Source organism: Eubacterium sp. 1001713B170207_170306_E7 (assembly GCF_015547515.1).
Lineage (GTDB): Bacteria > Bacillota > Clostridia > Eubacteriales > Eubacteriaceae > Eubacterium.
In genome coordinates, this window is record NZ_JADMVE010000005.1 from 355970 (window position 1) to 380692 (window position 24723).

The 24723-nt window shown below is 49.1% G+C and carries 24 protein-coding genes, 1 tRNA gene and 1 other RNA gene; 18 read left to right on the forward strand and 8 right to left on the reverse strand.

Annotated features, from left to right (window positions below):
• Window positions 1-113: 113 nt before the first annotated feature.
• From I2B62_RS14450 to I2B62_RS14480, 7 genes are all read left to right on the forward strand, one after another.
• Entirely contained in the window at window positions 114-974 is an 861-nt protein-coding gene (locus I2B62_RS14450; protein ID WP_195269778.1) for a Cof-type HAD-IIB family hydrolase, read from the forward strand.
• A 364-nt stretch (window positions 975-1338) separates the two neighbouring features.
• A complete protein-coding gene (locus I2B62_RS14455) occupies window positions 1339-2880 on the forward strand; it encodes an ABC-F family ATP-binding cassette domain-containing protein (protein ID WP_195269779.1) in 1542 nt (513 codons plus the stop codon).
• A gap of 92 nt (window positions 2881-2972) precedes the next feature.
• Window positions 2973-3455, forward strand: a complete 483-nt coding sequence (locus tag I2B62_RS14460; protein ID WP_195269780.1) for a DUF6530 family protein — start codon at window positions 2973-2975, stop codon at window positions 3453-3455.
• 1 nt (window position 3456) lies between these two features.
• Window positions 3457-3813 carry a GIY-YIG nuclease family protein gene (locus I2B62_RS14465; protein ID WP_195269781.1) on the forward strand — a complete coding sequence of 119 codons (357 nt, stop codon included), beginning with the start codon at window positions 3457-3459 and terminating at the stop codon, window positions 3811-3813.
• Between the two features lies 1 nt (window position 3814).
• A complete protein-coding gene (locus I2B62_RS14470) occupies window positions 3815-4249 on the forward strand; it encodes an N-acetyltransferase (RefSeq protein ID WP_195269782.1) in 435 nt (144 codons plus the stop codon).
• Complete coding sequence (locus I2B62_RS14475; RefSeq protein WP_195269783.1) at window positions 4246-4605, forward strand: arsenate reductase family protein; 360 nt, start codon at window positions 4246-4248, stop codon at window positions 4603-4605. The genes I2B62_RS14470 and I2B62_RS14475 overlap by 4 nt, the downstream gene beginning before the upstream one ends.
• Window position 4606: 1 nt before the next feature.
• Window positions 4607-5320 carry a radical SAM protein gene (locus tag I2B62_RS14480; protein WP_195269784.1) on the forward strand — a complete coding sequence of 238 codons (714 nt, stop codon included), beginning with the start codon at window positions 4607-4609 and terminating at the stop codon, window positions 5318-5320.
• Between the two features lies 1 nt (window position 5321).
• On the opposite strand, the gene I2B62_RS14485 is transcribed toward I2B62_RS14480, so the two are convergent.
• The 3 genes from I2B62_RS14485 to I2B62_RS14495 are packed head-to-tail and all read right to left on the reverse strand — an operon-like array spanning window position 5322 to window position 6880.
• Window positions 5322-5777 carry a DUF188 domain-containing protein gene (locus tag I2B62_RS14485; protein WP_195269785.1) on the reverse strand — a complete coding sequence of 152 codons (456 nt, stop codon included), beginning with the start codon at window positions 5775-5777 and terminating at the stop codon, window positions 5322-5324.
• A gap of 3 nt (window positions 5778-5780) precedes the next feature.
• On the reverse strand, window positions 5781-6269 hold the full coding sequence (locus I2B62_RS14490; RefSeq protein ID WP_195269786.1) for a hypothetical protein: 489 nt from the start codon (window positions 6267-6269) through the stop codon (window positions 5781-5783).
• A gap of 2 nt (window positions 6270-6271) precedes the next feature.
• A complete protein-coding gene (locus I2B62_RS14495) occupies window positions 6272-6880 on the reverse strand; it encodes a TVP38/TMEM64 family protein (protein WP_195269787.1) in 609 nt (202 codons plus the stop codon).
• Between the two features lie 190 nt (window positions 6881-7070).
• Between I2B62_RS14495 and I2B62_RS14500 the strand changes: the two genes are divergently transcribed.
• A tRNA-Ser gene (locus I2B62_RS14500) sits at window positions 7071-7162 on the forward strand.
• Between the two features lie 31 nt (window positions 7163-7193).
• On the opposite strand, the gene I2B62_RS14505 is transcribed toward I2B62_RS14500, so the two are convergent.
• Window positions 7194-7874, reverse strand: a complete 681-nt coding sequence (locus I2B62_RS14505; RefSeq protein ID WP_195269788.1) for a TetR/AcrR family transcriptional regulator — start codon at window positions 7872-7874, stop codon at window positions 7194-7196.
• A 145-nt stretch (window positions 7875-8019) separates the two neighbouring features.
• Here I2B62_RS14505 and I2B62_RS14510 point away from each other — a divergent pair, with 145 nt between their 5' ends.
• The 4 genes from I2B62_RS14510 to ffs all read left to right on the forward strand — a co-directional run bounded on the left by I2B62_RS14510 (window position 8020) and on the right by ffs (window position 10299).
• Window positions 8020-9174 (forward strand): uroporphyrinogen decarboxylase family protein, encoded by a 1155-nt coding sequence (locus I2B62_RS14510; protein WP_195269789.1) that lies wholly within the window; start codon window positions 8020-8022, stop codon window positions 9172-9174.
• Between the two features lie 11 nt (window positions 9175-9185).
• Window positions 9186-9326, forward strand: coding sequence for a hypothetical protein (locus I2B62_RS14515; protein WP_195269790.1), 141 nt, complete (start codon window positions 9186-9188; stop codon window positions 9324-9326).
• Between the two features lie 10 nt (window positions 9327-9336).
• Window positions 9337-9873, forward strand: a complete 537-nt coding sequence (locus I2B62_RS14520) for a DUF1097 domain-containing protein (protein WP_195269791.1) — start codon at window positions 9337-9339, stop codon at window positions 9871-9873.
• A gap of 160 nt (window positions 9874-10033) precedes the next feature.
• An RNA gene (gene ffs, locus I2B62_RS14525) (signal recognition particle sRNA large type) lies at window positions 10034-10299 on the forward strand.
• A 58-nt stretch (window positions 10300-10357) separates the two neighbouring features.
• On the opposite strand, the gene I2B62_RS14530 is transcribed toward ffs, so the two are convergent.
• Both I2B62_RS14530 and I2B62_RS14535 read right to left on the reverse strand, forming a co-directional pair.
• Complete coding sequence (locus tag I2B62_RS14530; protein WP_195269792.1) at window positions 10358-12241, reverse strand: ABC transporter ATP-binding protein; 1884 nt, start codon at window positions 12239-12241, stop codon at window positions 10358-10360.
• Window positions 12241-13971 carry an ABC transporter ATP-binding protein gene (locus I2B62_RS14535; protein WP_195269793.1) on the reverse strand — a complete coding sequence of 577 codons (1731 nt, stop codon included), beginning with the start codon at window positions 13969-13971 and terminating at the stop codon, window positions 12241-12243. The genes I2B62_RS14530 and I2B62_RS14535 overlap by 1 nt, the downstream gene beginning before the upstream one ends.
• A gap of 302 nt (window positions 13972-14273) precedes the next feature.
• On the opposite strand from I2B62_RS14535, the gene I2B62_RS14540 reads away from it, so the two are divergent.
• Together I2B62_RS14540 and I2B62_RS14545 are read left to right on the forward strand one after the other, a co-directional pair.
• Window positions 14274-15431, forward strand: coding sequence for a 1-propanol dehydrogenase PduQ (locus I2B62_RS14540; protein ID WP_195269794.1), 1158 nt, complete (start codon window positions 14274-14276; stop codon window positions 15429-15431).
• Between the two features lie 222 nt (window positions 15432-15653).
• A complete protein-coding gene (locus I2B62_RS14545; RefSeq protein WP_195269795.1) occupies window positions 15654-17141 on the forward strand; it encodes a hypothetical protein in 1488 nt (495 codons plus the stop codon).
• Between the two features lie 220 nt (window positions 17142-17361).
• Here the strand turns inward: I2B62_RS14545 and I2B62_RS14550 are convergent, their stop codons facing one another.
• Both I2B62_RS14550 and I2B62_RS14555 read right to left on the reverse strand, forming a co-directional pair.
• Window positions 17362-18936 (reverse strand): putative ABC exporter domain-containing protein, encoded by a 1575-nt coding sequence (locus I2B62_RS14550; RefSeq protein WP_195269796.1) that lies wholly within the window; start codon window positions 18934-18936, stop codon window positions 17362-17364.
• 1 nt (window position 18937) lies between these two features.
• Complete coding sequence (locus tag I2B62_RS14555; protein WP_195269797.1) at window positions 18938-19639, reverse strand: ABC transporter ATP-binding protein; 702 nt, start codon at window positions 19637-19639, stop codon at window positions 18938-18940.
• 157 nt (window positions 19640-19796) lie between these two features.
• Here I2B62_RS14555 and I2B62_RS14560 point away from each other — a divergent pair, with 157 nt between their 5' ends.
• The 4 genes from I2B62_RS14560 (at window position 19797) to I2B62_RS14575 (ending at window position 24600) form a co-directional block, all read left to right on the forward strand.
• Entirely contained in the window at window positions 19797-20537 is a 741-nt protein-coding gene (locus I2B62_RS14560) for an alpha/beta hydrolase (protein WP_195269798.1), read from the forward strand.
• A 23-nt stretch (window positions 20538-20560) separates the two neighbouring features.
• The gene (locus tag I2B62_RS14565) at window positions 20561-22714 is read left to right on the forward strand and encodes an ATP-dependent helicase (RefSeq protein WP_243259535.1); all 2154 of its coding nucleotides are present in this window, start codon (window positions 20561-20563) and stop codon (window positions 22712-22714) included.
• Window positions 22715-23043: 329 nt separating this feature from the next.
• Window positions 23044-24279: a phenylacetate--CoA ligase gene (locus I2B62_RS14570; RefSeq protein WP_195269800.1), complete on the forward strand. Its 1236-nt coding sequence runs from the start codon at window positions 23044-23046 to the stop codon at window positions 24277-24279.
• A 126-nt stretch (window positions 24280-24405) separates the two neighbouring features.
• Window positions 24406-24600 (forward strand): DUF6440 family protein, encoded by a 195-nt coding sequence (locus I2B62_RS14575; RefSeq protein WP_013382635.1) that lies wholly within the window; start codon window positions 24406-24408, stop codon window positions 24598-24600.
• The last annotated feature ends 123 nt before the right edge of the window (window positions 24601-24723 follow it).

Genomic DNA, 24723 nt, shown 5'->3' on the forward strand with positions numbered 1-24723 from the left:
GTTTGATGTAAACTGGCAACGGTTTTCAGGTGCTTTTTAACGAAAACCAGCTTCTTATTATCGTGGAAAAGTGATAGAATCATGGTGGAATAAAAATCAAGGAGAACAAAGCGATGGGAATTAAACTAGTAGCATTGGATATGGATGGCACCACGCTTCAGAGTGACATCACACTGGCGCGTGAGACAATTGTGACCATTGAAAAGGCCGTCAGACAGGGAATCATTGTCGTGCCGACAACCGGACGCGTGTTTGGAGAACTGCCCGAAGAAATCACAGACATCGATGGAGTCTCCTACGCCATTACATCAAACGGTGCGCAGGTAACCGACCTGAACCGGAAAATAACGCTTTATGAAAATCCCCTGACAAAGCAGGATTTAGATACAGTGCTGAAGGTACTCAAGCAGTATGATTTGATGATCGAAGCCTATGTGGAAGGAAAAACCGTTGTGATTGAGGAGTGCATGAAAGATCTGAGCAAGTTTCATGTGCCCGAGGCCTACTGGGATTTCTTCAGGGAAACCCGTCACACCGTAGCCGACCCGGAAGACTATTTTGACTTTTTATACAGCCACTCGGTTGAAAAGTTTAACATCTTTTTCAGTCATATGGAAAACAGGAGCGAGCTCAAAAACGTTTTGGAGGATACCACTGATCTGACGATTACCTCAGCTGTAGAAAATAATCTGGAGATCAACAATCCGACAGCCAATAAATGGGATGGCTTAAGGCATTTATGCCGCCACCTGGACATTAAAAGCACCGAGGTCATGGCCATGGGAGACAGCAATAACGATTATGAAATGCTCAAGCATGCCGGACTGGCCATTGCCATGGAAAACGGCATTGACCGGGTTAAGGAGATCTCGGACTTTATAACAAAAACCAATGACGAGCACGGCGTAGCCTATGCACTGGAGAAATTTATTCTTAATCCCAAAACAGCCAAGCGCCGGGAGATGGCCAGCTGAGGTTGACAAAAAACCGGTTTGGGAGTATAATCAATACCGTTCGATTTAACGAAGGGAATTTTTAATCATGACACTTGCTATTGCAAAAGCTCCGAACAAATGGATAACGATGAGACATTGTGCGGAGCTTAATCCGGAGGCGTAGCCTCCATCAGTTCATCGGTCAAAAGTGTTTGCGGGCGGCCTCTGGCGGCTTTGTTTTGTGTACGCTTTTTACCGGGGACAGCAATTCAGGATAACGGGCTGTGGATGATGCTTTCATCCGCAGCCTTTTTGTTTGGAGCGGGAGAAAACCCCTCAGGCAGAGAGCGCTGTGCGCTCTCTTTTTTATTGGAATTTATAAGATTTGAAAGGAATGATCACAATGAGTTTACTGGAAGTAAAAAATCTGTCTCACAGCTATGGAGACAAGGTATTATATCACGATGCCTCCTTTGATTTGCATAACGGAGAGCACATGGGACTGGTCGGACAGAATGGCGCAGGGAAAAGTACCCTGATCAAAACCCTGATCGGGGAGGTGATCCCGGACGACGGTCTGATCAAATGGTTTCCAAAGGCCACAGTGGGCCATCTGGACCAGTACGCCCAGGTGGATGCGGGTATCACTGTCTTTGACTATTTGAAGCAGGCCTACGCCGACTTATACCGGATGGAGGAGCGGCTGAACGGCCTGTATGAAAAAATGGCGGAGGATTCCAGCGAAAAGCTGATTAACCAGGCGGCGAATTTGCAGGAAACCCTGGAGGACCAGGACTTCTATGCTATTGAAAGCCATATTTACCGTGTGGCCGCCGGCCTTGGCATTACGGCCATCGGCATGGACAAGGTGCTTGAAAAGCTGAGCGGCGGGCAGCGCGCAAAGGTGATCCTGGCAAAGCTGCTCCTCGAAAAGCCAGAAGTGCTGCTGCTGGACGAGCCCACCAACTTTTTGGACAAAGAACATGTGGAATGGCTGGCGAAATATCTCGCGGGCTTTGAGGGGGCTTTTGTTCTTGTGTCCCATGACTTTGATTTCCTGGATCAGGTCACCACCTGTATCGGGGATATCGAGTTTGGCACCATTACCAAATACCACGGCAACTACAGCGCTTTTCTGAAACAGAAAGGCCAGAAACGGGAAGAATACATCCGCCAGTATGAAAGCCAGAAAAAGCTTATCGAGCGGACCGAGGAATACATTGCCAAAAACAAGGTGCGGGCGTCCACAGCCGCCATGGCCAAAAGCCGCCAGAAAAAGCTGGATAAAATCGAACGTATGGCGCCGCCGGCCGGCCTTACCAGGCCCATTATCCGTTTTAAATCCACCGGCATCACCGCTCAGCGGGTTCTGGAGGTTAAGGATCTTGAAGTTGGGTATTACTATCCCTTACTGCCAAAGCTGCATTTTGTGCTGGAGCAAAACCAGCGGGTGGTCATCACCGGCTTTAACGGGATTGGGAAATCGACTCTGCTGAAAACCCTGATTGGGGAAATCCCGCCCATTTCTGGAAGGTTTGAGTTTGCCAGAAATGTGGTCATCGGCTATTATGAACAGGATTTAAAATGGGAGAGAGAAGGGCAGACACCGCTGGAGATCATAACAGAAGCTTTTCCGAAGCTGTCACAGAAGCAGACACGCTCAGCCCTGTCACGCTGCGGCGTCAAGGCTGAGCATGTGCTCCAGCCCATCACCACCCTGAGCGGCGGTGAGCAGTCCTGGGTAAAGCTGTGCAGGCTCACGCTGTCACCCTGCAACCTGTTGATTCTCGACGAACCCACCAACCATCTGGATTACCTGGCAAAGGAAAGCCTTCAGGAGGCGCTTCAGGATTTTGACGGCACCGTCGTTCTGGTATCCCATGAGGCAGCGTTTTACCGTGAGTGGGCCGATAAGGTGGTCGAAATTGAAAAAATGGGCCTTTAAGAAACTTGACAAATTTTAAAATGCGCGTATAATTGGAGTTAGTAATTTACTAAATTTAGTAAATTACTAAATAAAAATGAAGGATAAACAAAATGAAGATACCAACACATTTAAAACATAAACCTGTTATAGAAGTTGAAAACTATGAGGAAATTGACGGCAGAAAGGCCTACGACAGCGATGCTAAGGGTCTTTCGCTGGGACTGGCCCAGTGGAACGACCGGGGCCGGGTGGACGCCTCTGCAAAGGTCTGGCGTTACACCGGGGAAAAATGGTCGCGCCAGTCCGAGGAGCTGCCGCTGCACCGGGTCATCGACCTGGCGATCCTGATCTGCCGGGCAGAGCAGTACTTCAGAGAAGACTCCTACCGTCACGATAAGCTTTATGACCCGGAAAATCCAGTCATCGACCGGGTGGGCCTCCAGGGAGACGCCATGACCATCGCGGTCGATACGGATAATGAAATGATTGATGCGGATATCAAGCTTTTTGCGCAGGCACTGGCGGAAGACGGCGAGCTTTTGGGCGAACGTCTGACAAACCTGTCACGCATTTTAAAAGAAATGGGGTATTAAAATGAATATGGACCGTAAAAAGGAATTGAAGGAAGAGTACAAAAATTATCGTCCGGAAATGGGGCTCTTTGCCATCCGCCATATTGAAACAGGCAAAGCATTTTTAGAAGCGACCAATAACATTAAGGGAAAGATAAACAGCGATGTTTTTCAGCTGAATATGGAAACTTTCATGCGCAGCCGCGACCTGAACAGGGACTGGAAGCGCTTTGGAAAGGACGCCTTTGAGGTGGTGATTCTGGAAAAGCTGGAATACGACGAGGACGACCAGGGCAGCAAGGACTACAGCGACGAGCTGGAAATGCTCTATGGCGAGTGGCAGCGCAAGCTGCGCTCAGAGGGAACGGAGCTGTATTAAAATGATCCGGAAAATGACCGAAGCAGACCTTGACCGGGTCATGGAAATCTGGCTGGACGCCTGTATTGAGGGCCAGTCCTTTATTTCAGAGGATTACTGGAAACGCCACGCCGATGTGGTGAGAAAAGACTACATTCCCCAGTCCGAAGTCTATGTGGACGAACGGAGCGGTGAGATCAGCGGCTTTATCGCTGTGGTCGGGGGCCGCCACATTGGCGCGCTCTTTGTCGCGCCAGACTGCTGGCATCAGGGTATTGGCCGTGGGCTGGTGGAATACGCCCTCAAGCACTATAAAGGAAGGATTACCCTGGCCGCCTATGTGGAAAATACCTGCGCTGTTAATTTTTACAGGCAGCTGGGATTTGAAGTCAGGGAAGAAGAAATTGAAGCCGAGAGCGGACACCGTGAGTATATCATGCAAGGAGAAAGTAAATGAAACCTATTTTTTTATGTTACCCTAAATGCTCAACCTGTCAGAAAGCCAAACGTTTTTTAGAAGCCAATGGCGCAGACTATGAGCTGCGGGATATTGTGAAGGAAAACCCCGGGAAAAAAGAATTATTAAAGTGGATGGCGTTATACGGCGGAGAGCCGAAAAAATTCTTTAACGTAAGCGGTACAGCCTACCGTGAGCTGGGCCTGAAGGATAAGGTAAAAGCCATGACCCGGGAAGAAATGGTGGAAATTTTATCCACCAACGGCATGCTTGTCAAGAGGCCGGAACTGATTTTTGAGGATAAGGTGCTGGTGGGCTTTAAAGAGGAAGAGTGGGCCGCGGCACTGGGGCTTTGACATGAAATTTGAAGAACGCTACAGCCGGCTGCCCGAAGATGCTCTGCCCCAGGAGATCGTCCTGCTCATGGGGCGGGGCTGCTTCTGGAAAAAATGCAGCTTCTGTGATTACCATATGGACAGCGGCCCGGATTCGGTGTCCATAGCCCTGAATGACCGGGTGCTCGACCAGGTAACAGGCGCTTTAGGACGTCTTGTGGTGCTCAACTCAGGCTCATACTTTGAACTGCCGGGTGTGACAAGAAAGCGTGTGCTTGAAATTTGCCGACAAAAAGCCATTTGTCATCTGCACATGGAAAGCCACTGGCTTCTTCACAAACAAACCCGCGCCCTGAAGGATGAATTGGCAAAGGAAGGGATCTGCCTCCACCCCCGTATCGGGATCGAGACCTTTGACGAGCAATACCGGGAGGAAATCATGCTGAAAGGGATGGGTTATGACCTGCCCCCGGAATCCATCGCGGAAATCTATGATGAATGCTGCCTGCTGTTTGGTATGACTGGACAGTCACCCGATCAGTTTGAGCAGGATATTGCCACAGCCACAGAATATTTCTCGCGCGTTTATGTCAATATCTTCAATGACAACAGCACCCCTGTAAAGGCCGATCCCGAGCTGCTCCGGTGGTTTGCCGAATACAGCCTGCCCGAACTGCAAAAAAACCCAAAAATCTGTGTGCTGATAAACAACACAGATCTTGGGGTGGGTGATTAAACTATTCCTGAATCAGCTCAACAGGTGCCACAAAGGTCATGAGCATTCGTTTGAAAACGGCGTCGTCCTCCGGCGTCCGTTTTTTTATTTTGGTGGCGTGGCCTGCCTGGCGCTGCTTTTGGTTTAAAAAGCGCTGGTAGAGCAGCTCGTCAATATTGGCGGAGCTGTACACAAAACCCGACGGGCTGAGAACCGCGGTGGCCTTTTCGAGAACAAGGGCAGCCAGTCCGTAATCATGGGTTATAATAATGTCCTGCGGTTCAGCCATCCCGGCGATTTTATAATCGCTGGCATCGCGGCCCTGATCCACCCGGATTACCTCGCAGTCATCATCACCTTCGAAATCATGGGCGGTATCAGCGACCATCAGCAGCGGAATTTTGTAGGAAGCGGCAGTTTCCTCACAAATATTACGAACGCCCTTGGGGCAGGCATCACCGTCAATAATAATGCGCATGTTTTATTCCTCCTTTTGGTTAAATGCAGCCAGCTCCTCGGATAAGTCCGACGGGGTACGCGCTTTGAAATTCCAGATATTCATACTGAAATGATAATAATTAACATATTCGGCAATCGAAAAAAACAGCAGGATCAGGCCGAAAAGGTTAAAGGGGACAAATAGTGCGCTGCGGTCCGCAAACAGCAGCACGAATAAGAGTAAAGGGTAAAGCCCGATTACAAAAGGCGTGACCCGTTTGAGCAGGGAGAAAATCCGAAGAACTGCCGCCCGGTTAACCGGATTGCCGGAGGCCGCCCGGTCACGGTACAGCCAGTAACCGCAGCCCTGGAGCAAAGTGAAGATTAAAATGCCTCCCGGCAGCATGAGCCGGATATCGAGGCCGCCCTCCAGGGTGGTGGAGAGCAGATATACCAGATAGCCACAGACCACCATGGTGGCCAGTTCGCTGAGAAACAGCCGGTGACACTGCTTGGCGTCTTTATTGTCCATATTTAAGAATGATCTCCTTTGTGTTTTTTACTGTTCTCCAGATAGGTTTCCATCCGTTTTTTGTTAAAAATCAGCACGCCGGCAAAGACGCCGTACAGCCCGAGAGCGATCATCAGACGGATTGGGTTATCCTGCATGATTCCTGCACCCATGAGTGTTGTCATCAAAAATCCCGGAGTACGCCCCAGCACCGCAATGAGCATAAATGTTTTAAAATTCATCTTGGTAAGCCCGGCCAGATAACAGAAAATATCATCGGGGAATCCGGGAAACAGAAAGATCAGAAACAGCACCATGTTCAAACGGGAATCGCGGATATTATCCAGCTTATCCGTCCATCTGGAAGGAACCCACTTTAAGATAACCGGCCGGCCCAGCTTTTTCGCAATGCCGAAGGCCGCCGCTGTTCCGATCATAATGCCCGCTTCACTGAGCAGAAAGCCCTTTATCCAGCCAAAAAGCGCACCGCCCACTAAAGTGGTCGTGCCGCCCGGAATCGGCGCGATAATAACCTGGAGAATCTGAAATAAAAAATAAATAAACGGTGTCCAGCCGCCAAAGCTGAGCAGCCACTGCTTGACAGCATCCACCGAGTCTAAATATTCAAGCATTTCACTGTCCTTTAATTGTATTTTACCATAATTATCCGCCTGCTGTCTTTATTTAATCTAAATTTGTCTGCCGCGCAGCTTTTTGAAAAAATTAGAGAAATAAGGATTGACAAATGCATGCTTTGCCATTATAATTATTAAATGTGCTTACAATAACATAGCGTCTCATAAAGAGAGCAGCTGCATCTGCGGACAGGTGTCTGAGCTGGTTGAAGGAGCACGCCTGGAAAGCGTGTGTACGTGAATAACGTACCGAGGGTTCGAATCCCTCCCTGTCCGCCATAATATGAGAATAAGAGCGAGAGCTCTTTTTTTATTTTTTGTAAAGATAATCAGCCTCATTCAGAAGGTGAGGATAAGTGTCAAACAGCTGTTTTGTGGCGCTGTTGGATTTACGGATAAGGGTGTCGAGCATATCCGGTTTTTCTGGAAGGTTAAGGGCGAAAAGCAGAACCTCGATCATATACCGGAAATAATCATCATAGCTCAGCTCCAGATTTTCATTGATCAGACGCTGTATCGTGCGCTGCGTGCCATACACCGTTGCCAGCACCAGCTTCAGCTGTGTGTCCGGATTTTCGGAAGAGCCTTTGCTTTTTTTGAGAAGCGTCAGATATTCCTCCTTTTGGTTGACCAGCGCGAATTCCTCCAGCAGGTCCTCCTGCATGACATCCGAAATAAAGCGCCGGGCCTTTGGGTCATGTTTCCGAATCTGAAAGGTGACATTCATAAAGGTGACGATATAAATCAAGGGATCATCCTCGGGGGTGATAAAGTATTTTAAATAACCCGAAAGAATATAATAGTCCTCTGTCAAAACAGAGAGGGCTATATTTTTTTTGCTTTTAAAATAGTAGGTGATCAGTCCCTGATTGATGCCGGACTCCTCTGAAAGGCGTTTGTTGGAAATATTAAAATAACCGTGCTCGATGTAGAGCCGCTTTGCGGTTTCATATATTTTCTGCTTGGTGTTGCCATTTTCTTTACGCTTCACTGTATTTTACCTCCGACTAATTACTTAAATATTAAAACATAATTTTGAATGCGTTGCAAATTAATATTGACAAATTTTTAAAATTCTGATATATTTACTCACAGGTAATTACTTGCAAGTAAATATAAAATTTAAGGGGAAAAATATGAGTATTCAAGAGAAAACAGCAGAAAAGAACCAGCTGTTTGAAGATGTTTTTGATGGAAAAATGCCCAAACGAGTCCCGATTCTCAGCTCTGGAGACAATTCATTCTGCCTGGGATATGCCGGATTTGATTTGAGAAGAGAACAATACAGCATAGAAAAAAATCTGGAAGCCATTGAAATGACAACCGGAGATTTTGACACCGATTCGATTTTTGCGACGATGGTCCGTATTCCGCAGATGTACAAAATGCTGGGAGCAAAGAATTTCGTCATGGGGGGCGACGGCTTTTTGCAGCACCCAGAGGTGACGAGTCTGAGCGAAAAGGAGTACGATGATCTGATTGCCGATCCGTTAAAAACCATTTGTGACAGGGCGCTGCCGCAAATTTACAGCGAATTTGGCAAAGAGGGATTTGAGGGAAAGGCGGCTTTTGCAAAGGGAATGTTCACTTTTTATTCAGTGATGGATCAGCTCGATGCAGGGTACCTGAAAATTGCGGAAAAACACGGGAAGGCTGTTTATAATATGGCCTGTACAGCCGCCTGTACACCTTTTGATGTTTTGTCGGATCAGCTTCGTTCCTTTACGGGTATCAGCAAGGATATGAGGCGGTGCCCGGATAAGGTGGAGGCCGCCTGCGAGGCGCTGCTGCCGTGTATGGTGAAGGCCGGAATCAAGCCGAATTCAAGCCGGTATCAGAGAACTTTTATTCCGCTGCACATGGCGCCATATATGCGGACAAAGGATTTTGAGCGCTTTTACTGGCCGAGTTTTAAAAAATATGTGGAGGCGCTCGATGAAGCAGGCGTGGGAGCCACCATTTTTGTTGAGCAGGACTGGTCCCGCTACTACGATTATCTTCTTGAGCTGCCAGAAAACACAATGATGATTTTTGAAGAAGGCGATCCGGCAGCAGTCAAGGAGAAGCTTGGGAAAAAACACATCCTGGCGGGCTTTTATCCAATGGGCGTGCTGAAAACCGGAACAGAACAGGAATGTCTGGATAAGGCAAAGGAAGTCGTGGATATTCTGGCGCCGGGCGGAAAGTATATTTTTGCGCTGGACAAAAATCTGTTGACGATCCGGGACATTAATCCGGAAAATTTAAAAGCAGTGCTCCGATTTGTCAGAGAGTATGCTGTTTACGCATAGGGGGAGATCAAATGAAATCAGAATACTACAGAAATCCGGAAGAAACGCTTGAAAAATACGAGATACCAGAAGTAGCGGCAGAGTATGCTATGGACAGCCTCCAGGGAATGGAAGAGCTTGTGTACAGCTATGTGTTTTTTTTAATCAGTTAGGGGGATGAAAATGAATACGAATACCAGCTATCTGCTGAAAATGAGTTTAGTATCTGGCGTGCTGGCCGGTGCGGTTCTGGGCATTTATCAGGTTAGTCCTTTTGGAAATCTCATGTGGCCGATTTTTATCGGACTGGGAGTTACTTTTGCGTCGGGTGCAGAGCTTAAAAAGACACCAAACTATTTATGCTGCATGGTCTGCGGCGTGGTATGGGCTTTACTGTACCTGCAAATGGACGGCTTTCTGAGAAATCTTGGCCTGAACGTGGGGTTGGTGACAGGCACGTGCACACTGCTTATCACCTTTGTGGTCTGCGCGGTACACATGATCCCGTTGGCAAAAACCTGGCTCAACGTAGTGCCGCTTGTTTTTGCCGGTTTGACAGTAACCTTTTCCCAGGGAGGACAGAATCTGGCTGGCGTTATTTTGGGACTGGCCTGCGGCATCTTAGTGGCTGTGGCCATTGAGCCGGTTACCGGACTGCTGATGAAAAGAGAAAAAACAGAAGAAAAAGGACAAAAGGCTTTATTGGAAGAAGAGATATAATCAAAAGCCCCATTCTCTGACCGGAGAATGGGGCTTTTGCGGCAAAGACAGAGCAGCGGACAATTCTTGTTTCTGCTTAAAGTTCTTGACAGTAAAGAGGTTGTTCTGTATAATATGAAATATTGTAGATTCACTGTGTATTCGCAGTAAACATACTTAATCACACTAGGCGGGGAACTAGCGGTGCCCTGTAACCTGCAATCCGCTACAGCAGGGCTGAATTCCCCAAAGAGGTGCCAGAATTTGAAGTCTGCCGCGGGTAAGTGGTGTTGACGGTTGGACCCTTCGCAATATGAACTTATGAACCCTGTCAGGTCCGGAAGGAAGCAGCAGTAAGTAAGATCTCGTATGTGCCGGAGGACTCTCTGACAAGAGCTGGCTGTCCGCGTAACGTTTGGAGACTGGTGATCAATGCGGGGTGTGTGATTAAGTATGTTTTAATTTTATGACAAAATCTGAAAAAGAGGCCAGACGGCCTCTTTTTTTAATCCAGCTCAAACTGTCCGGTATAGAGCTGGTAGTATTTTCCTTTTTGTTTTAATAATTCCTCGTGATCGCCGCGCTCGATGATGCGCCCATGCTCCAGCACCATGATGGCGTCGGCGTTTCGAACGGTTGACAGGCGGTGGGCGATGACGAAAACAGTCCGTCCTTCCATGAGTTTATCCATTCCACGTTCGATGAGGGCTTCGGTGCGGGTATCGATGGAGCTGGTGGCTTCGTCGAGAATGAGCACCGGAGGGTTGGCGACTGCTGCCCGGGCAATGGCCAGAAGCTGCCGCTGGCCCTGGCTCAGGTTAGCGCCGTCGGAGGTCAGCATGGTGTCGTAGCCCTGGGGCAGATGTCGGATAAAAAAGTCTGCGTTGGCCAGCTCGGCGGCGGCGTGGACTTCCTCATCGGTGGCGTTTAGGCGTCCATAGCGGATATTATCGGCCACAGTGCCGGTGAACAGATGAGTGTCCTGAAGAACCATTGCGAGGGAATGCCGCAGATCAACCTTCCGGATTTTTTTGATGTTGATGCCATCGTAGGTGATTTTACCCTCCTGTACCTCGTAAAAGCGGTTGATAAGGTTAGTGATGGTGGTTTTTCCTGCGCCGGTTGAGCCGACAAAGGCGATCTTCTGGCCGGGCTTGGCAAAAAGCGAGACATTATGCAGTACCATTTTGTCGTCGCTGTAGCCAAAGGTGACGTCATGAAACCGTACGTCGCCCCGTAGCTTTTCATAGGTCAGCGTACCGTCGTGATGGGGATGCTTCCATGCCCAGGTGTTTGTCACCTCTTTGCACTCGGTCAGTGTGCCGTCATCGGCCTCACAGACATTGACGAGGGTTACATAGCCCTCGTCCTTTTCCGGTTCGGCGTCGATGACTTCAAAGATCCGTTCAGCTCCGGCCAGAGCGGTCAGCAGGGCGTTAAACTGCTGAGAAATCTGGGTGATGGGCTGGGAAAAGGAACGCGTATATTGTAAAAAGGAGGCGATGGAGCCTAAGTCCATGCTCCCCATAATGACCAGCACAGCCCCAAAAGCAGCTGTTAAGGCGTATTGCACATAGGAAAGATTTCCCATGATGGGCATGAGCACATTGGCGTAGGTATGCGCCTGGGTAGAGGCGTTTCTCAGTTTGTCGTTGAGCTCGGCAAAATCATTTTTGACAATGTCTTCGTGGCAGAAAACCTTAATGACCTTTTGTCCCTCAATCATTTCCTCGATATAGCCGTTGGTTTCGCCGAGAGCCTTCTGCTGGGCTTTAAAGCCCCGTGCGCTGCGGCTTCCTACAATTTTTATCACAAAGTACATGACCACAAGCATACCGATGACAATCAAGGTCAGCAGCGGACTCAAAATCAGCATCATGATAAAGGTGCCGGCCACAGTGACCGTGGCGGTCAGCATCTGGGGAAGACTCATGGCGATGGCTTCGCGCAGGGTATCGACATCGTTGGTATAACGGCTCATGAGCTCACCGTGGGTGTGGGTATCGAAATATTTGATCGGGAGATCCTCCATGCTGTTGAAAAGATCTCGCCGCACAGCGTTCAGGGTCCCGTTGGAGATCACGATCATCATCCGGTTATAGGCATAGGCACAGGCCGCACCGGCCAGATAAATGCCGCCCATAAGCAGCAGCATCTGGACAAAGGGCATGAGTGCGCCGGGTGTGAGGGGCTTGCCGATGAGCGGCACGATTCCCTGATTGATGATGGGCTTTAAAAAGTATGTGCCGGCCACGGTGGCGCCGGAGCTGATAAAGACAAAGAGTATGACAAGGACCAGCAGTAACCTGCGTTTTGCCATGTAGCCGAAAATACGGAACAGTGTTTTTTTGATATTTTTGGGTTTCTGAACGCTTTTTTTCTTTGGCATTATTCCTCCACTCCTTTCTGCTGTGAATGAAAGACCTCGCGGTAAATCGCATTGTTTTCTAAAAGGTTTTCGTGGGTGTCGATGGCGTCGATGCGGCCTTCGTCCAGCACGATGATCTTGTCCGCGTCGCTGACAGAGGAAATGCGCTGGGCGATAATGATGGCTGTGGTGTCTTTCAGATTCTGACGGAAGCCCTCGCGAATGGCGGCGTCAGTAGCCGTGTCCACCGCACTGGTGCTGTCGTCCAGAATGATAATTTTAGGCTTTTTCAGGAGCGCCCTGGCAATACAGAGACGCTGCTTCTGTCCGCCGGACACGTTCACGCCGCCCTGGCCCAGATAGGTGTCGTAGCCCTCCGGGAAGGACATGATAAAGTCATGGGCGCAGGCCGCTTTGGCGGCAGCGATGACCTCTTCGTCTGTGGCGTTTTCATCGCCCCATTTTAGGTTGTCCCTGATTGTCCCTGAAAACAGAACGTTTTTCTGGAGCACCATGGCGACAGCTGAACGCAGGTGGTCCAGGGTATAATCCCGAACGTCATGGCCGCCGACCAAGACCTGTCCGCCGGTTACGTCATAAAGCCTTGGGATGAGCTGAACCAGCGTTGTTTTTGCCGAGCCGGTTCCTCCGATGATACCGACAGTCTCGCCGGAGGCGATGGAGAAACTGATGCCGGACAAAATGTTTTCAGCCGCGTCCTCCTGGTATTTGAAAGAAACATTTTTGTATTGGATGCTGCCGTCCACGGCTGTAAGAGACGGCGCGGCATTTTCATCGGTAATGCTGATGGGCTCTTCCAGTACCTCAACAATGCGGGCGACCGAGGAGCGGGAGAGGACGATCATGATAAAAACCTGGGCGATCATCATTAAGGACATGAGAATCTGCGTCACATAGGAAATAAAGCTGATGAGTTCTCCGGTCAGCAGAGTGCCGCCGATGATCATATTGCCCCCAAACCATAGGATCGCGATGATGGTGGCGTACATGGTCAGCATCATGATGGGCATGCCGAGGATGATAATTTTTTCAGCGGCCAGGGATGCCCGCATCAAGCTGTTGTTGGCTTCGGCAAATTTTTCTTTTTCGTACCGCGCCCGCACAAAGGCCTTGACGACACGGATGGCGATGAGATTTTCCTGGACCTGCGCGTTGAGCCCGTCGTATTTTTTGAGCATGGCATTAAAACGCGGAAAGGCCAGGGTGGACATCGCTGCCAGGGCAACGGCCAGAATGGGAATAACAATGAGAAAAACACGGACGAGATCGCCGTTGATGGCCGCGGCCATGATGGTGGCGCTGACCAGCATAACTGGTGCGCGCACCAGCACGCGGATAACCATCATGTAAGCCATCTGCGTGTTGGTAATATCGGTCGTCAGGCGGGTGACCAGCGACGGGGTGCTGAAACGGTCGATATTCGCAAAAGAAAATTCCTGAATCTTGTCAAAAACTGCCTTGCGGATCTCACTGCCAAAGCCCATGGCCCCCCTGGCGGCAAAACGCCCGGAGAGAACGCCAAAAAGCAATGAACAGAGGGCCACCAGCACCATGATGGCACCGATTTGAAAAACGTAGCTCAGATCACGCGTCGTGATGCCCTGATCCACGATTTTAGCCATTAAAAAAGGAATCTGGATTTCCAGAAGAACCTCGACGATAACCGTGACTGGCGCCAGAAGTGACGGAAGCCGGTATTTTACGAGATAGGGCTTTAGGTGTTTAATCATGGGATGCTCCTTTTAATCAGTAGTATTGATACCTGGTACATACCCTTATTTCCTGCTTTTTCAAGCCGGAAATAAGGGTAATCTCAGTGTATCGAAATAAAAAATCAATGTCAAGTAAAACCAAAAAGGTTTTCAGGATAAAAGCTTAAAGAAAAAACTTTGTTAAACTTTTGGCGGACGGATACATACTGGTTCATTTACAACAAAATTTTGTGATCGTCTTTCCGCTCATCAAAAAACTTGATATAATACAAATTGACGAATTATGCAAACTATTGAGCGAATATACTAAGGAGGGTAATATGAGCAAATTGAACGATATACGGTTTTTTCAGGTAAAGCCGGCCATCTACTACGGTATTGGCGCCATAGAACAGGTTGGAAATCATGACTTTAAACAGGTCTGCATCGTAACGGATGAGGGGATGGTTAAATTTGGCCTGCTGAAAATGCTGACAGATGTTTTAGATAAGCATAACATTAAATACCATGTTTTCTCCGACGTTGAACCAGACCCGTCTACAGAAATCGTGGAAAAGGGACTGACACACATCCTGATGGAAAAGCCAGATGCTTTGATTGCCCTTGGCGGTGGGTCTGCCATCGACTCGGCAAAGGCCATTATCTATTACTGCTATAATTTCAAAAAAATGTTCTTTGAGGAAGACTACATAAAAAAACCATACTTCATCGCCATGCCGACAACGGCCGGTACCGGCTCCGAAGTAACGGAGTATGCGGTTATTACCGACAAGAAAAACAACACCAAGATTCCGCTTACCGATATTCTCATGATGCCGGACGCCGCGATTCTTGAACCCAAATTAATCGAGAGCGTTCCGCCAGGAGCCACAGCGGCGACAGGCATGGACGTTTTAACCCATGCGGTCGAAGCCTATGTTTCCACCAATAACAACCCGTTTTCACGCTGCTATGCGGCCAAGGCAGCCGAGCTGGTCTTTAAAAGCCTGTACGAATGCTATGTGAACGGCGGCAATCTGGAAGCCAAGGCCAGTATGCAGATCGCGTCCTGTATGGCTGGGATTGCCTTTAACAGCGCAGGCCTGGGGATTACCCACAGTATTGCCCACGCTGTCGGCGCGCAGTGGCATTTACCGCACGGTTTGGCCAATGCCATCGGACTGCCCTATGTTGTCCGCTTCAACGGACAGTGCGGCAGAGCGCAGCATCTTTATAACCGTCTCCTGAGTGCCATTGGTATTCCAAATGTCAGCGGCGACGCAGCGGAAATGCTGTACAACAGCATCATCACCCTTTGCAAGGAAATCAAGATTCCCACATCACTCAAGGAGCAGGGCATTGACGAGGCAGACTTTAAGGCAAGCAAGGATATTATTATCGGAAAAGCCATGAAGGATGTCTGTACTCAGACCAACCCGCTGTCACCGACCAGAGAACAGTTCAGCGAGCTTCTGGATCAGATTTATTACGGCGCATAGACAGATAAATCCAAGAGTACCCTTCCGGGTGCTCTTTTTTTAGTACATGAATTACGCTTGCACTTTTGGATGCAATGGATTAAAATAGAGAAGATGGTGCATTTGTTGAAAAAATTAAAATTAAAAATGACTTAAATGGAGAATATGTCGTCATTTTGTTTTAAAATGGCCATTTAGTGTATATAAATAAGTAAATTAATAATAAATAAAGGAGGCAGGGAAATGGCAAGGAAACCCGCCACACCATTGGCTTATCTGATGGATATGCTCTACATTCAGGGGGCACAGCTTGCACGGGCTGTCCACGTCGACAGAACCATTATCAGCCGGTGGAAAAATGGACGTGTTGAGCTGAGTCCAAAATCGCCTTATTTTGAGGAAATTGTCCAGGCAATTATGAAGTTTAACGACAAACGGGGTCTGCACACGCTGGAACGCTTCTTCGCCTCTTTGGAACCAGGCGTAGCCGTAGATACAGAACAGGATATCAAAAACTGTATCTCACGGTGGCTGGTGGATAAAGAGTTTGAAGCAAAATACATGGATAAGGAAAGCGGCAACAGCCTGTACACTGCAACCTACAAAATTTATAAGGGTGTCACTGGAAAAATGGATGCTCTGGATGATATGTTTAATACGCTGGCATCGCTGCCTAAGGGGGAGACCTTTTGGGGATATGATGCGGATTCGCGTATTTTCAGACAAAGCAATAACGATACACGAAAGGTGCAGAAGCGTTTTCTGGACGCGGATAAAAATAAGACAAAGCTCATTACCATGATTTATTTAAACCGTCCCCAGGAAGAAGTCTATAATATGTTTGAATACTGGCTGCCCATACTGCTGTCCACAAACGCTGAAGCTTACTACAGTTACGATGCGGAAAGGCCCTTTTACGATTATATCTTCAGCATTAAGGGCAAACAGACCCTGGCGGGGATAAACGATGTAAACGGCGATACCTATTCTGCCATTTATACCGACCCCATGAGCCAGATTCAGTTTGATAATTTTCTGGAAAGGCATCTCGAGCGCTTCCAGCCTCTGACGAAGAACCTGGGAAGCCGGGTGGTCTGCAATGATTTCAAGCGGGAAAACATGGAGGGTTTTAACCGAAACGATACCGATCAGTATGTAATCGCCACATCCATGTCCTTTCTCTCTTCAGGGAAAAAAATTATTGAGGGGATTCTGATGGACCTCTGTCTGAGCGGCGATGAGGAACGCCGGCTTATCGACTACTATGATAATTGCCGGATAGGTCTTGGTCAGTTTTTATCTAAGGAAAGATACACTCGGATAATCTTAAGTCTTGACTATATCCAAAATTTGGGGCAGCATCCGGTGATTGAAGTACCGGTTTTCTCCGCGCTGCTGAAACGTAAGGTAGAGGTCTCGGGCAAGCACGTCATTAAGGAGCTGGTCTCCTTCCTGAAGTTTGTTAAGAATGACCCGAAGGTTCAGATCGCCCTGCGTCCGCCTGCGTCTGCAGAGTTGATCGAAAACCTGAATATATGGGTAAAGGACGGCGCAGCAGCGTATTTCCATTTTGATAACGACCTCTCCAAACGAATCGTTACAGAGGAGTTTGCAGCGGTGAACACCTTCTATTCCATGGTGGATAAATACTGGGAACAGCTCCCCTATGACAGCAAAAACAAAGAGTGGGTCTATGACCAGATCAGCAAAATCAGCGGGGAAAAGCTTTAAGTGTCACAGTGACATCAATTTTAAAACGTGATTCTTGCGATAATGGGTTTAAAAAGCAGGGCGCGGGCGCTATAATAAAGAAGCCGAATGTATCAATGAGCTCTCCAAAGAACTACACAAACCAAGTAGTACCACTGGATACCGAGCGCCACGGTGCCAGTGACAATGTTCTCATTAATGCAAAAAAAGATGTGCTGAAAAGCACATCTTTTTTTATGTTCTATTGAATATTCATTTCCATGGTGTGCAGCAGATTGCGGCAGAGCGCCAGAATGATCAGAGCGATCAGCACGTTGACCACGCAGTCTGTAAACAATCCGGCAGCCAGGCTTCCAGCGATAAAGCCGACGGCTACACCGGCGATGGCGCCGGGAATCAGCAGGATAACGAGGATCAGGTAATAGAGCATTACGACCAGCACTTTGCTGTGCATATTGCCGAGAATACGCTCGATCAGAATGTTCCCAGCGGATAAAAGGGCGGCCAGCCCCAACCGGGCCGCAATGACCGCGGCGATTTCAGCTGCCGGAGCACCCAGAATCAAACCGCAGGGGATAAAGATAATCAGACCGCTGACAAAGCTGTCCACCAGAGATTCCAGACTGGCAAAGACCAGCTTTTTAAACGGGCTCTGTGGAATCATATAAATGTAGGGCAGGGTTACCTCTTTAACCCAGCGTCCCATGGCTCCGGTTAAAACCTGGAGATAGCACAGCATGCCAAAGATCAGCATCAGGCTGATATGTTCCCTTGCCAGCAGGCTGGCCAGGATAGCGATCACGGTGCAGATCAGGGTAAACTGGTTTAAAAACAGGTAACCCGAGCGGCGGTTTTCGAGCAGATGCTTGAAAAAGAAAACAGAAGCACCGTGGCCGCGGCCGATACCGGTCTTTTTCCGGCTGATCTTGGACGCGTCCTTCGTGTCGCTGATGCGTCCGTCCTTGGCGGCGGTCTTAGTGGTGTAGGTCTTTTCGGCCGATTGAAGCACATCCTCGTAATAGTCCGATTCACTGCGGCAGATGTACAGAATGATCAGGCCGATCAGGGCGATGAGCAGAACCAGAAAGATCAGAGCCCTTAAAAAGTCGCCGGCGATCAGTCCCATGGTGAAGCCCTTGGTCCACCCGAGAACCGGGATGTATTCCATCAGGCTTGAGTCCGCTGTGTTCAGCAGCGCCGTATAGAAATTCTGAGTTTCAAAAAGGGCGTTTAGGAAGAGCGCCGCGATCAGGAAACCGAAGCAGTAGAGCACGGCTCTCACCACGCGTCGTCGTTTATCATCGCCTCTGGTGTAGGAGTAGATGGCGAGCGCCAGAATTTCCCCGACTACCAGAAATAAACAGTAGCCCGCAAACAGGGCGATGAGGCCGGGCGTGCCGACGCCGAACATGGTCCGCAGCGTTGTCCCCTGAAACAGGATAAAAAAGCCCAGCAGCAGCGACATGCCGACCTGCTTAGCCAAACCGTAGGCCAGAATCTTTCTTGGAGAAACCGGTGCCAGAAAGAGCAGGTTGACGTCTGCCATGGTAAAGAAACTGCCCCCGGAGGACAGGCCCTTTTGTATCTGGGTGACCAGCAGGAACAGAAAGAGACCAATGAGAACAGCGCCCATCAGGGGAAGATTCTGGCTTTCCGCGAGGGGGATGCTGTCCCCGGGGGTAAACACTGTGGTCACAAGGGCGAACCCAAAGAACAGAACCGCGAGAATCACTAAAACCAGATGGCTGGGATGGTTTTTCAGGTCGAGGAGTCTGTTTTTAAAAGTTGTTTTCCAAAGATAAAAAATACTCGACATTTTAAGCCTCGCCTTCGGTAATGCTGAAGAAAAGTGCCTCCAGAGATTCGCCGGCTTCAGCGAGAGCTTCGGCTCTCCGGGTCGCCCGGATCTCGCCGTTCATCATAATGTGAGCCACATCCCAATAATCCTCCACCGAGTCGATCATGTGTGTGCTGATGAGCAGAGAAACGCCCTGATCCCTGAGCTCAGAGAAAAGCAGCTTTAACTCCTTGATCGCATGAGGGTCAAGGCCTACCATGGGCTCGTCAAAGATGATAACACTGGGGCTAAAGAGCAGGGCGCAGCAGATGCTGACCTTTTGCTGCATGCCCTTTGACAGCTCCTTACCCAGCTTTTTGCGTTTGTCGTCAAGCTCAAAGCGTTCGATGAGGGCGTCAGCTTTTGCTTTCCAGTCAGAGAGGCTGTAAGCCCGGGCGATAAATTCCAGATGCTCCTCGACCGTCAGCATATCGTAAAGGGCGGGAAGCTCCGGGATATAACCCAGCTGGCGCTTGGCGTCCAGGGAGCGGCAGGGTGCCCCGTTAATTTCGATGGTTCCCTCGAACCGGAGCAGCCCGCAGATACATTTGATAATCGTAGATTTTCCAGCGCCGTTTGGTCCCAGCAATATGGCGATTTCGCCGTCATTAACGGTAAAGTTGAGGTCATTGTTGGCTTTGTTTTTTCCGTAGGCTTTTGTGACGTTGTTTATTGTGATCATGGTTGTTTCCTTTCGGTTCCGGTTTGTCAGCGATTTGGATATCGGGTATAATAGAGAAACCAGAGAATTAATTTGACAAGAATTCTTGTCAAAAAGTATATCATTGACAAAAAAAGTTGTCAAGTTAAGAAATTTTAAAGTCACAAAAGGAAATCATATGAAGCATAAAAGATTAAAACAAACGCTCGCCGGTGTGGCGGCAGCACTGCTGTTCTTATTGCCGGCCGGCGGAATCGCGGTCAACCGCATGACCTACCAGCCAGAGGCGGAAGCCCGTGAAGCCCTGAAGGGAAACAGCCGTGTCACGGTAGAAGATAACGGGACCGTTGCTTTTGAGCCTGAAAGCCGGAAAGGTGCAGCTGGGGTCATTCTTTATCCCGGAGCCTTTGTAGCGCCTGAGGCCTACGCGCCATTGGCTTTGGAAATCGCGGAGCAGGGTTATCCGGTATATATAGCCAGAATGCCCATGAATCTGGCGGTACTCTCACCGGAGCAGGGAAGCAGGATTATGGCTCTGCACCCGGAAATCGAAAACTGGGCAGTCGGCGGACATTCTCTGGGAGGAGCCATGGCGCCTGAGCTGGCAGAGAGAGAAACGCAGGTAAAGGGTGTTTTTTTTCTGGCCGCCTATCCGGCGGATGACAGCATCAAGGACGCAGATGTCCAAGTGGTCTCGCTCTGGGGCAGCGATGACGGTGTAGCGGATCTGGGCAAGGTACAGGCAGCGGAAGAAATCTATCCGGGAAGACCTGTCATGGCCGAGATTGCTGGGGGAAACCACGCAGGCTTTGGCGATTATGGGGCACAGAAGGGCGATAACCCGGCGGCGGTTTCAAATACTGAGCAGATGCGCCAGGCGGCAGAAGCGGTTATTGAGCTGCTTGAGAAAATCAGTTAGCCATGGAAAATCTGGAAGCCTTTATGAAAAAATACAAATTGCAGCTTAACGCCCAGCAGCGCGAGGCTGTTGGCAGAACCTCCGGAGCAACGCTGCTGCTGGCTGTGCCGGGCAGCGGAAAAACCACAGTGGTCATCTGCCGCATCGCCTATATGATCCGGGTAAAGAAGATCCCGCCAGAGTCCATCCTGACGCTGACCTTCAGCAAGGCAGGCGCCCGTGACCTGAGCCGTCGTTATCTGAATATTTTTGGAGAAAAAGGGGCCGAAGGGCTGCGCTTCAGCACAATTCACAGCTTTACGCTGTCAGTTATCCGAAATTATGAGCGCTTATACCACCGCCGGGCCTTTCAGATTGTCGAGAATACCGGCAGCATTATCAGAGAGCTTTTTCAGGAGCTGTTCAAGAGCTACCCAGCTGAAAACGACATTGTGGACATTGTGTCGGCGATCACCTACTGTAAGAATATGCTGCTTTCTGAGGAAGAAATCGAAAAAATGAAGGTAGGCGATGTGGATTTTGCAAAGCTGTTTAAGGCTTATGAAGACCATAAACGCAGGCGGCATCTCATGGATTTTGATGATATGCTCAAATATGCCTGGCTTCTCCTTAAGAAAAATCCCGAGCTCCTGAAGCTCTTTACCAGTCAGTATAAATATATCAATATCGATGAAGCCCAGGATACCTCTAAAATCCAATATGAAATTATCCGCCTTCTGGCAGGAGCGGACGGCAACGTCTTTATGGTCGGTGATGAGGATCAGAGCATCTACGGCTTCCGCGGCGCTTATCCAGACGGGCTGCTGAGCTTTAAGGAAACCTATCCTCATGGGGAGGTGCTGCTCATGGAAACCAACCACCGCAGCACACAGCAGATTGTGAATGCGGCCAACCGCTTCATCAAGCTCAACAAGGAACGCTATGTCAAAAATATGCGGACAGACAACGAAAAGGGCGTGCCCGCGGTTCATGAGTATGTAAAATCTGTGGAGGAGCAATACTGGTTCATTCTCAAATCGGTTAAGAATGAGGGGAAGGAAACCGCGGTGCTCTACCGCAATAACGAGTCGGTTATCCCGCTGGTAGACCTCTTCGAGCGGGAGGGGGTGCCTTATGCAGTCAAGGAGCATAATCCTTTGTTTTTTACACATTTCATCGTGCAGGATATCCGAAGCTTTGCAGCCCTTGCCGCAGATCCAACAGACTATGAGACCTTTGAAAAAATTTATTACAAAATGAACTGCAACATCTCCAGAAGGAATGTGACGGAGGTTGGAAGGTTTAGAGAACCGGGGCAGGACGTCTTTGAGGCCTTGCTGTCCCTCGACGAAATTCCCGAATGGCTCGCGGAAAAGGTGGAAAATATCCGGGAGGCCTTTAAACGGCTGGCCGCAATGAACGCCCAGGAGGGGCTGGATTTTATTGTCTGGAAGATGGGCTACCGGGAACATCTGGATTACCGCGTTTCCTGCGGCTACCGTGAGGAGCAGTTGAACCAGAAGCTGGATATTTTAAAAACACTGGCGGCAAGGGAACCCACCATGGACGGCTTTTTAAAGCGGCTGGATACCCTGCAGGAGGCGCTGCGGGGAGCATCCTCTCATCAAAAGACCGATGTGACTTTTTCGACGATTCACTCCAGCAAGGGGCTGGAGTTTGAAAAGGTCTTTATCATCGACGCGGTGGAAGGGGAATTTCCATCAATGGCAGCGCTCGATGACAGCGAGGAGGGCCGGCGCCTTTTCTGTGAGGAGGTCCGTCTTTTTTATGTGGGCGTGACCCGCGCTAGGCGCGAGCTAGAATTTATCTCGGTGGGAAAAAAGAACAGCCGGCACAACCGTCGGCCGGTATCACAGTTTGTCCGTGTTTTTCTGGGGGAAAAAGCCCCGGATGCGCAGCGCGAAAAAATCACGGGTGGTGTTATTGGAAAAAGGCCCTCCGGCCAGGGGAAAGGCTTTGGTATTTTTGACGTCGCCATTGTCCGAAAGGCAGAACTGAAGGAAGTGGACTGCTCGGCTTATACGCCCGGTGCGGCGGTTGTACACCAGGGCTTTGGCGGCGGCGTTATTCTGGAAATAAAAAAAGACATGGCAACCATTGATTTCGAGGGCTGCGGCCGAAAAAAACTGAACCTGAGGGTATGTGTCACCAACAAAATCATCCGATTGCAGGATTAAACTTGACAAGAAACAGGCCGAACGGTATACTGTAAACAAATGTAAAACCGTTGAAGATGGAGTAAAGCGTGTGACGTGTTAACAGAGAGCCGGAATGGTGGAAACCGGTAATAAACGAGCAGGGCATAATGGGCATCTGAGGGTGTGATGAAAGAGCAATCGAGTATTTCACAACGTTTCGAGGGCGTTAACCGGAGAAGGTGTGTTGGCACCTTGGATAAAGTGCGCAGCAATGCGAAAAAAGGTGGTACCGTGGGTCATAACAGACGCATCCTTTATACAGAGAAGGATGTGTCTTTTTTATTTGTAGAACGAGCAAGGAGATAGAGATGATCAGAGAACCGTTAGAAGAATTAAAAAGCTTAGTCAGCCGGCTGGAGGCTTCCAGCCCCTTTTACCAGAGAAAATTCAAAGAAAACGGCATTGCGGCCGGAGACATTAAAACCATGGAGGATTTCAGAAAGCTGCCCTTCAGCGATAAGGATGAGCTCAGAAAGGCGTATCCCCTTGGAATTCAGGCTGTACCGGATGAAGAGGTGGTCCGGATTCATTCCTCCTCCGGTACCACAGGACAACCTGTCATCATTCCTTATACCAGAAAGGATGTGGAGGATTGGGCCATTATGTTTGAACGCTGCTACCGCTACGCAGGTATGGACAATAAAGACCGCATCCAGATTACGCCGGGCTATGGCCTGTGGACAGCGGGCATCGGCTTTCAGGCAGGGGCGGAGCGCCTTGGCGCCATGGTTATCCCCATGGGGCCGGGCAATACCCAGAAGCAGCTGAAGATGCTGGTGGATATGCAGACCACGGTTCTGGCCAGCACCTCCTCATACGCGCTGGTGCTGGCGGAGGAAGTGGCGAAACAGGGGCTTCAGGATCAGATCAGGCTGAAGCGGGGCATCATCGGCTCAGAACGCTGGGGCGATAAAATGCGTAAGCGCATCGTAGATGAGCTGGGGATTGAAATCTTTGATATTTATGGTCTGACCGAAATCTATGGGCCGGGTATTTCCATTGACTGCCATCACCACTGCGGCATGCATTATTGGGATGATTACCTCTTTATGGAAATCATTGATCCCGACACACTGGAGCCGGTGGAGGAAGGCGCTTATGGCGAGATGGTGCTCACGACTCTGCACAAAGAAGGCGGACCGCTGCTGCGCTACCGCACCCATGATATCACCCGCTTTATCCCAGGCCCATGTCCTTGCGGCTCGGAGCATCCGAGACACGACCGTATTGTGGGCAGAACCGATGATATGGTCAAGGTAAAGGCCGTCAACATTTATCCGGGACAGATCGACGAACTGTTAAAGGAGATTGATGGCGTCAGTTCAGAATACCAGGCCATTGTGGCGAATGAAAACGGCAAGGATGTGGTTCATCTGCGGTTTGAAGTCGAGAACGGGGTGGATAAGGAGGATATCCAGAGAGAGGTCAATTACCAGTTCAAATCTAAAATTGGCATCACGGTTATCCCGGAGGCAGGCTTTATCGGCTCGCTGCCGCGGTCAGAAAAGAAATCTGTCAGAATCATCGATAACCGGTTTGAATAGGCTTTTCAGGTTTAAGTTTCGCTTAAACATCAGTGAATAACCAGTAAAATTTCAGAAAAATCTCGAAAAAGCATAGAGACTCTGATATAATATTAAAAAATGTAAGGAGTGTGCACAAAACTCAAGATGAAAAATAAAAAGAATAAGTCAAACCGTTTTAAGGTTATTTTACATGAAGTATCCGACGATGGCGCGGGAACGAAGATCATAGAAGATACAGAGACTGGTATTACTTATCTTTACTGTTATGGTGAAGGCGGCGCAGGGTTAACGGTCCTGCTGGATGAAGAAGGCGAACCCGCCGTGGCCCCTGAAAGATAACAGATATATTTTAAATAGACGATCCTCCTGTATGGGCAGGAGGATTTTTTTGTGTAAAGAGTTAGTCAAAAATAACAATTTTAATGATAATCAAAGGAAAAGTGGGTATAATTAAAGATAGCG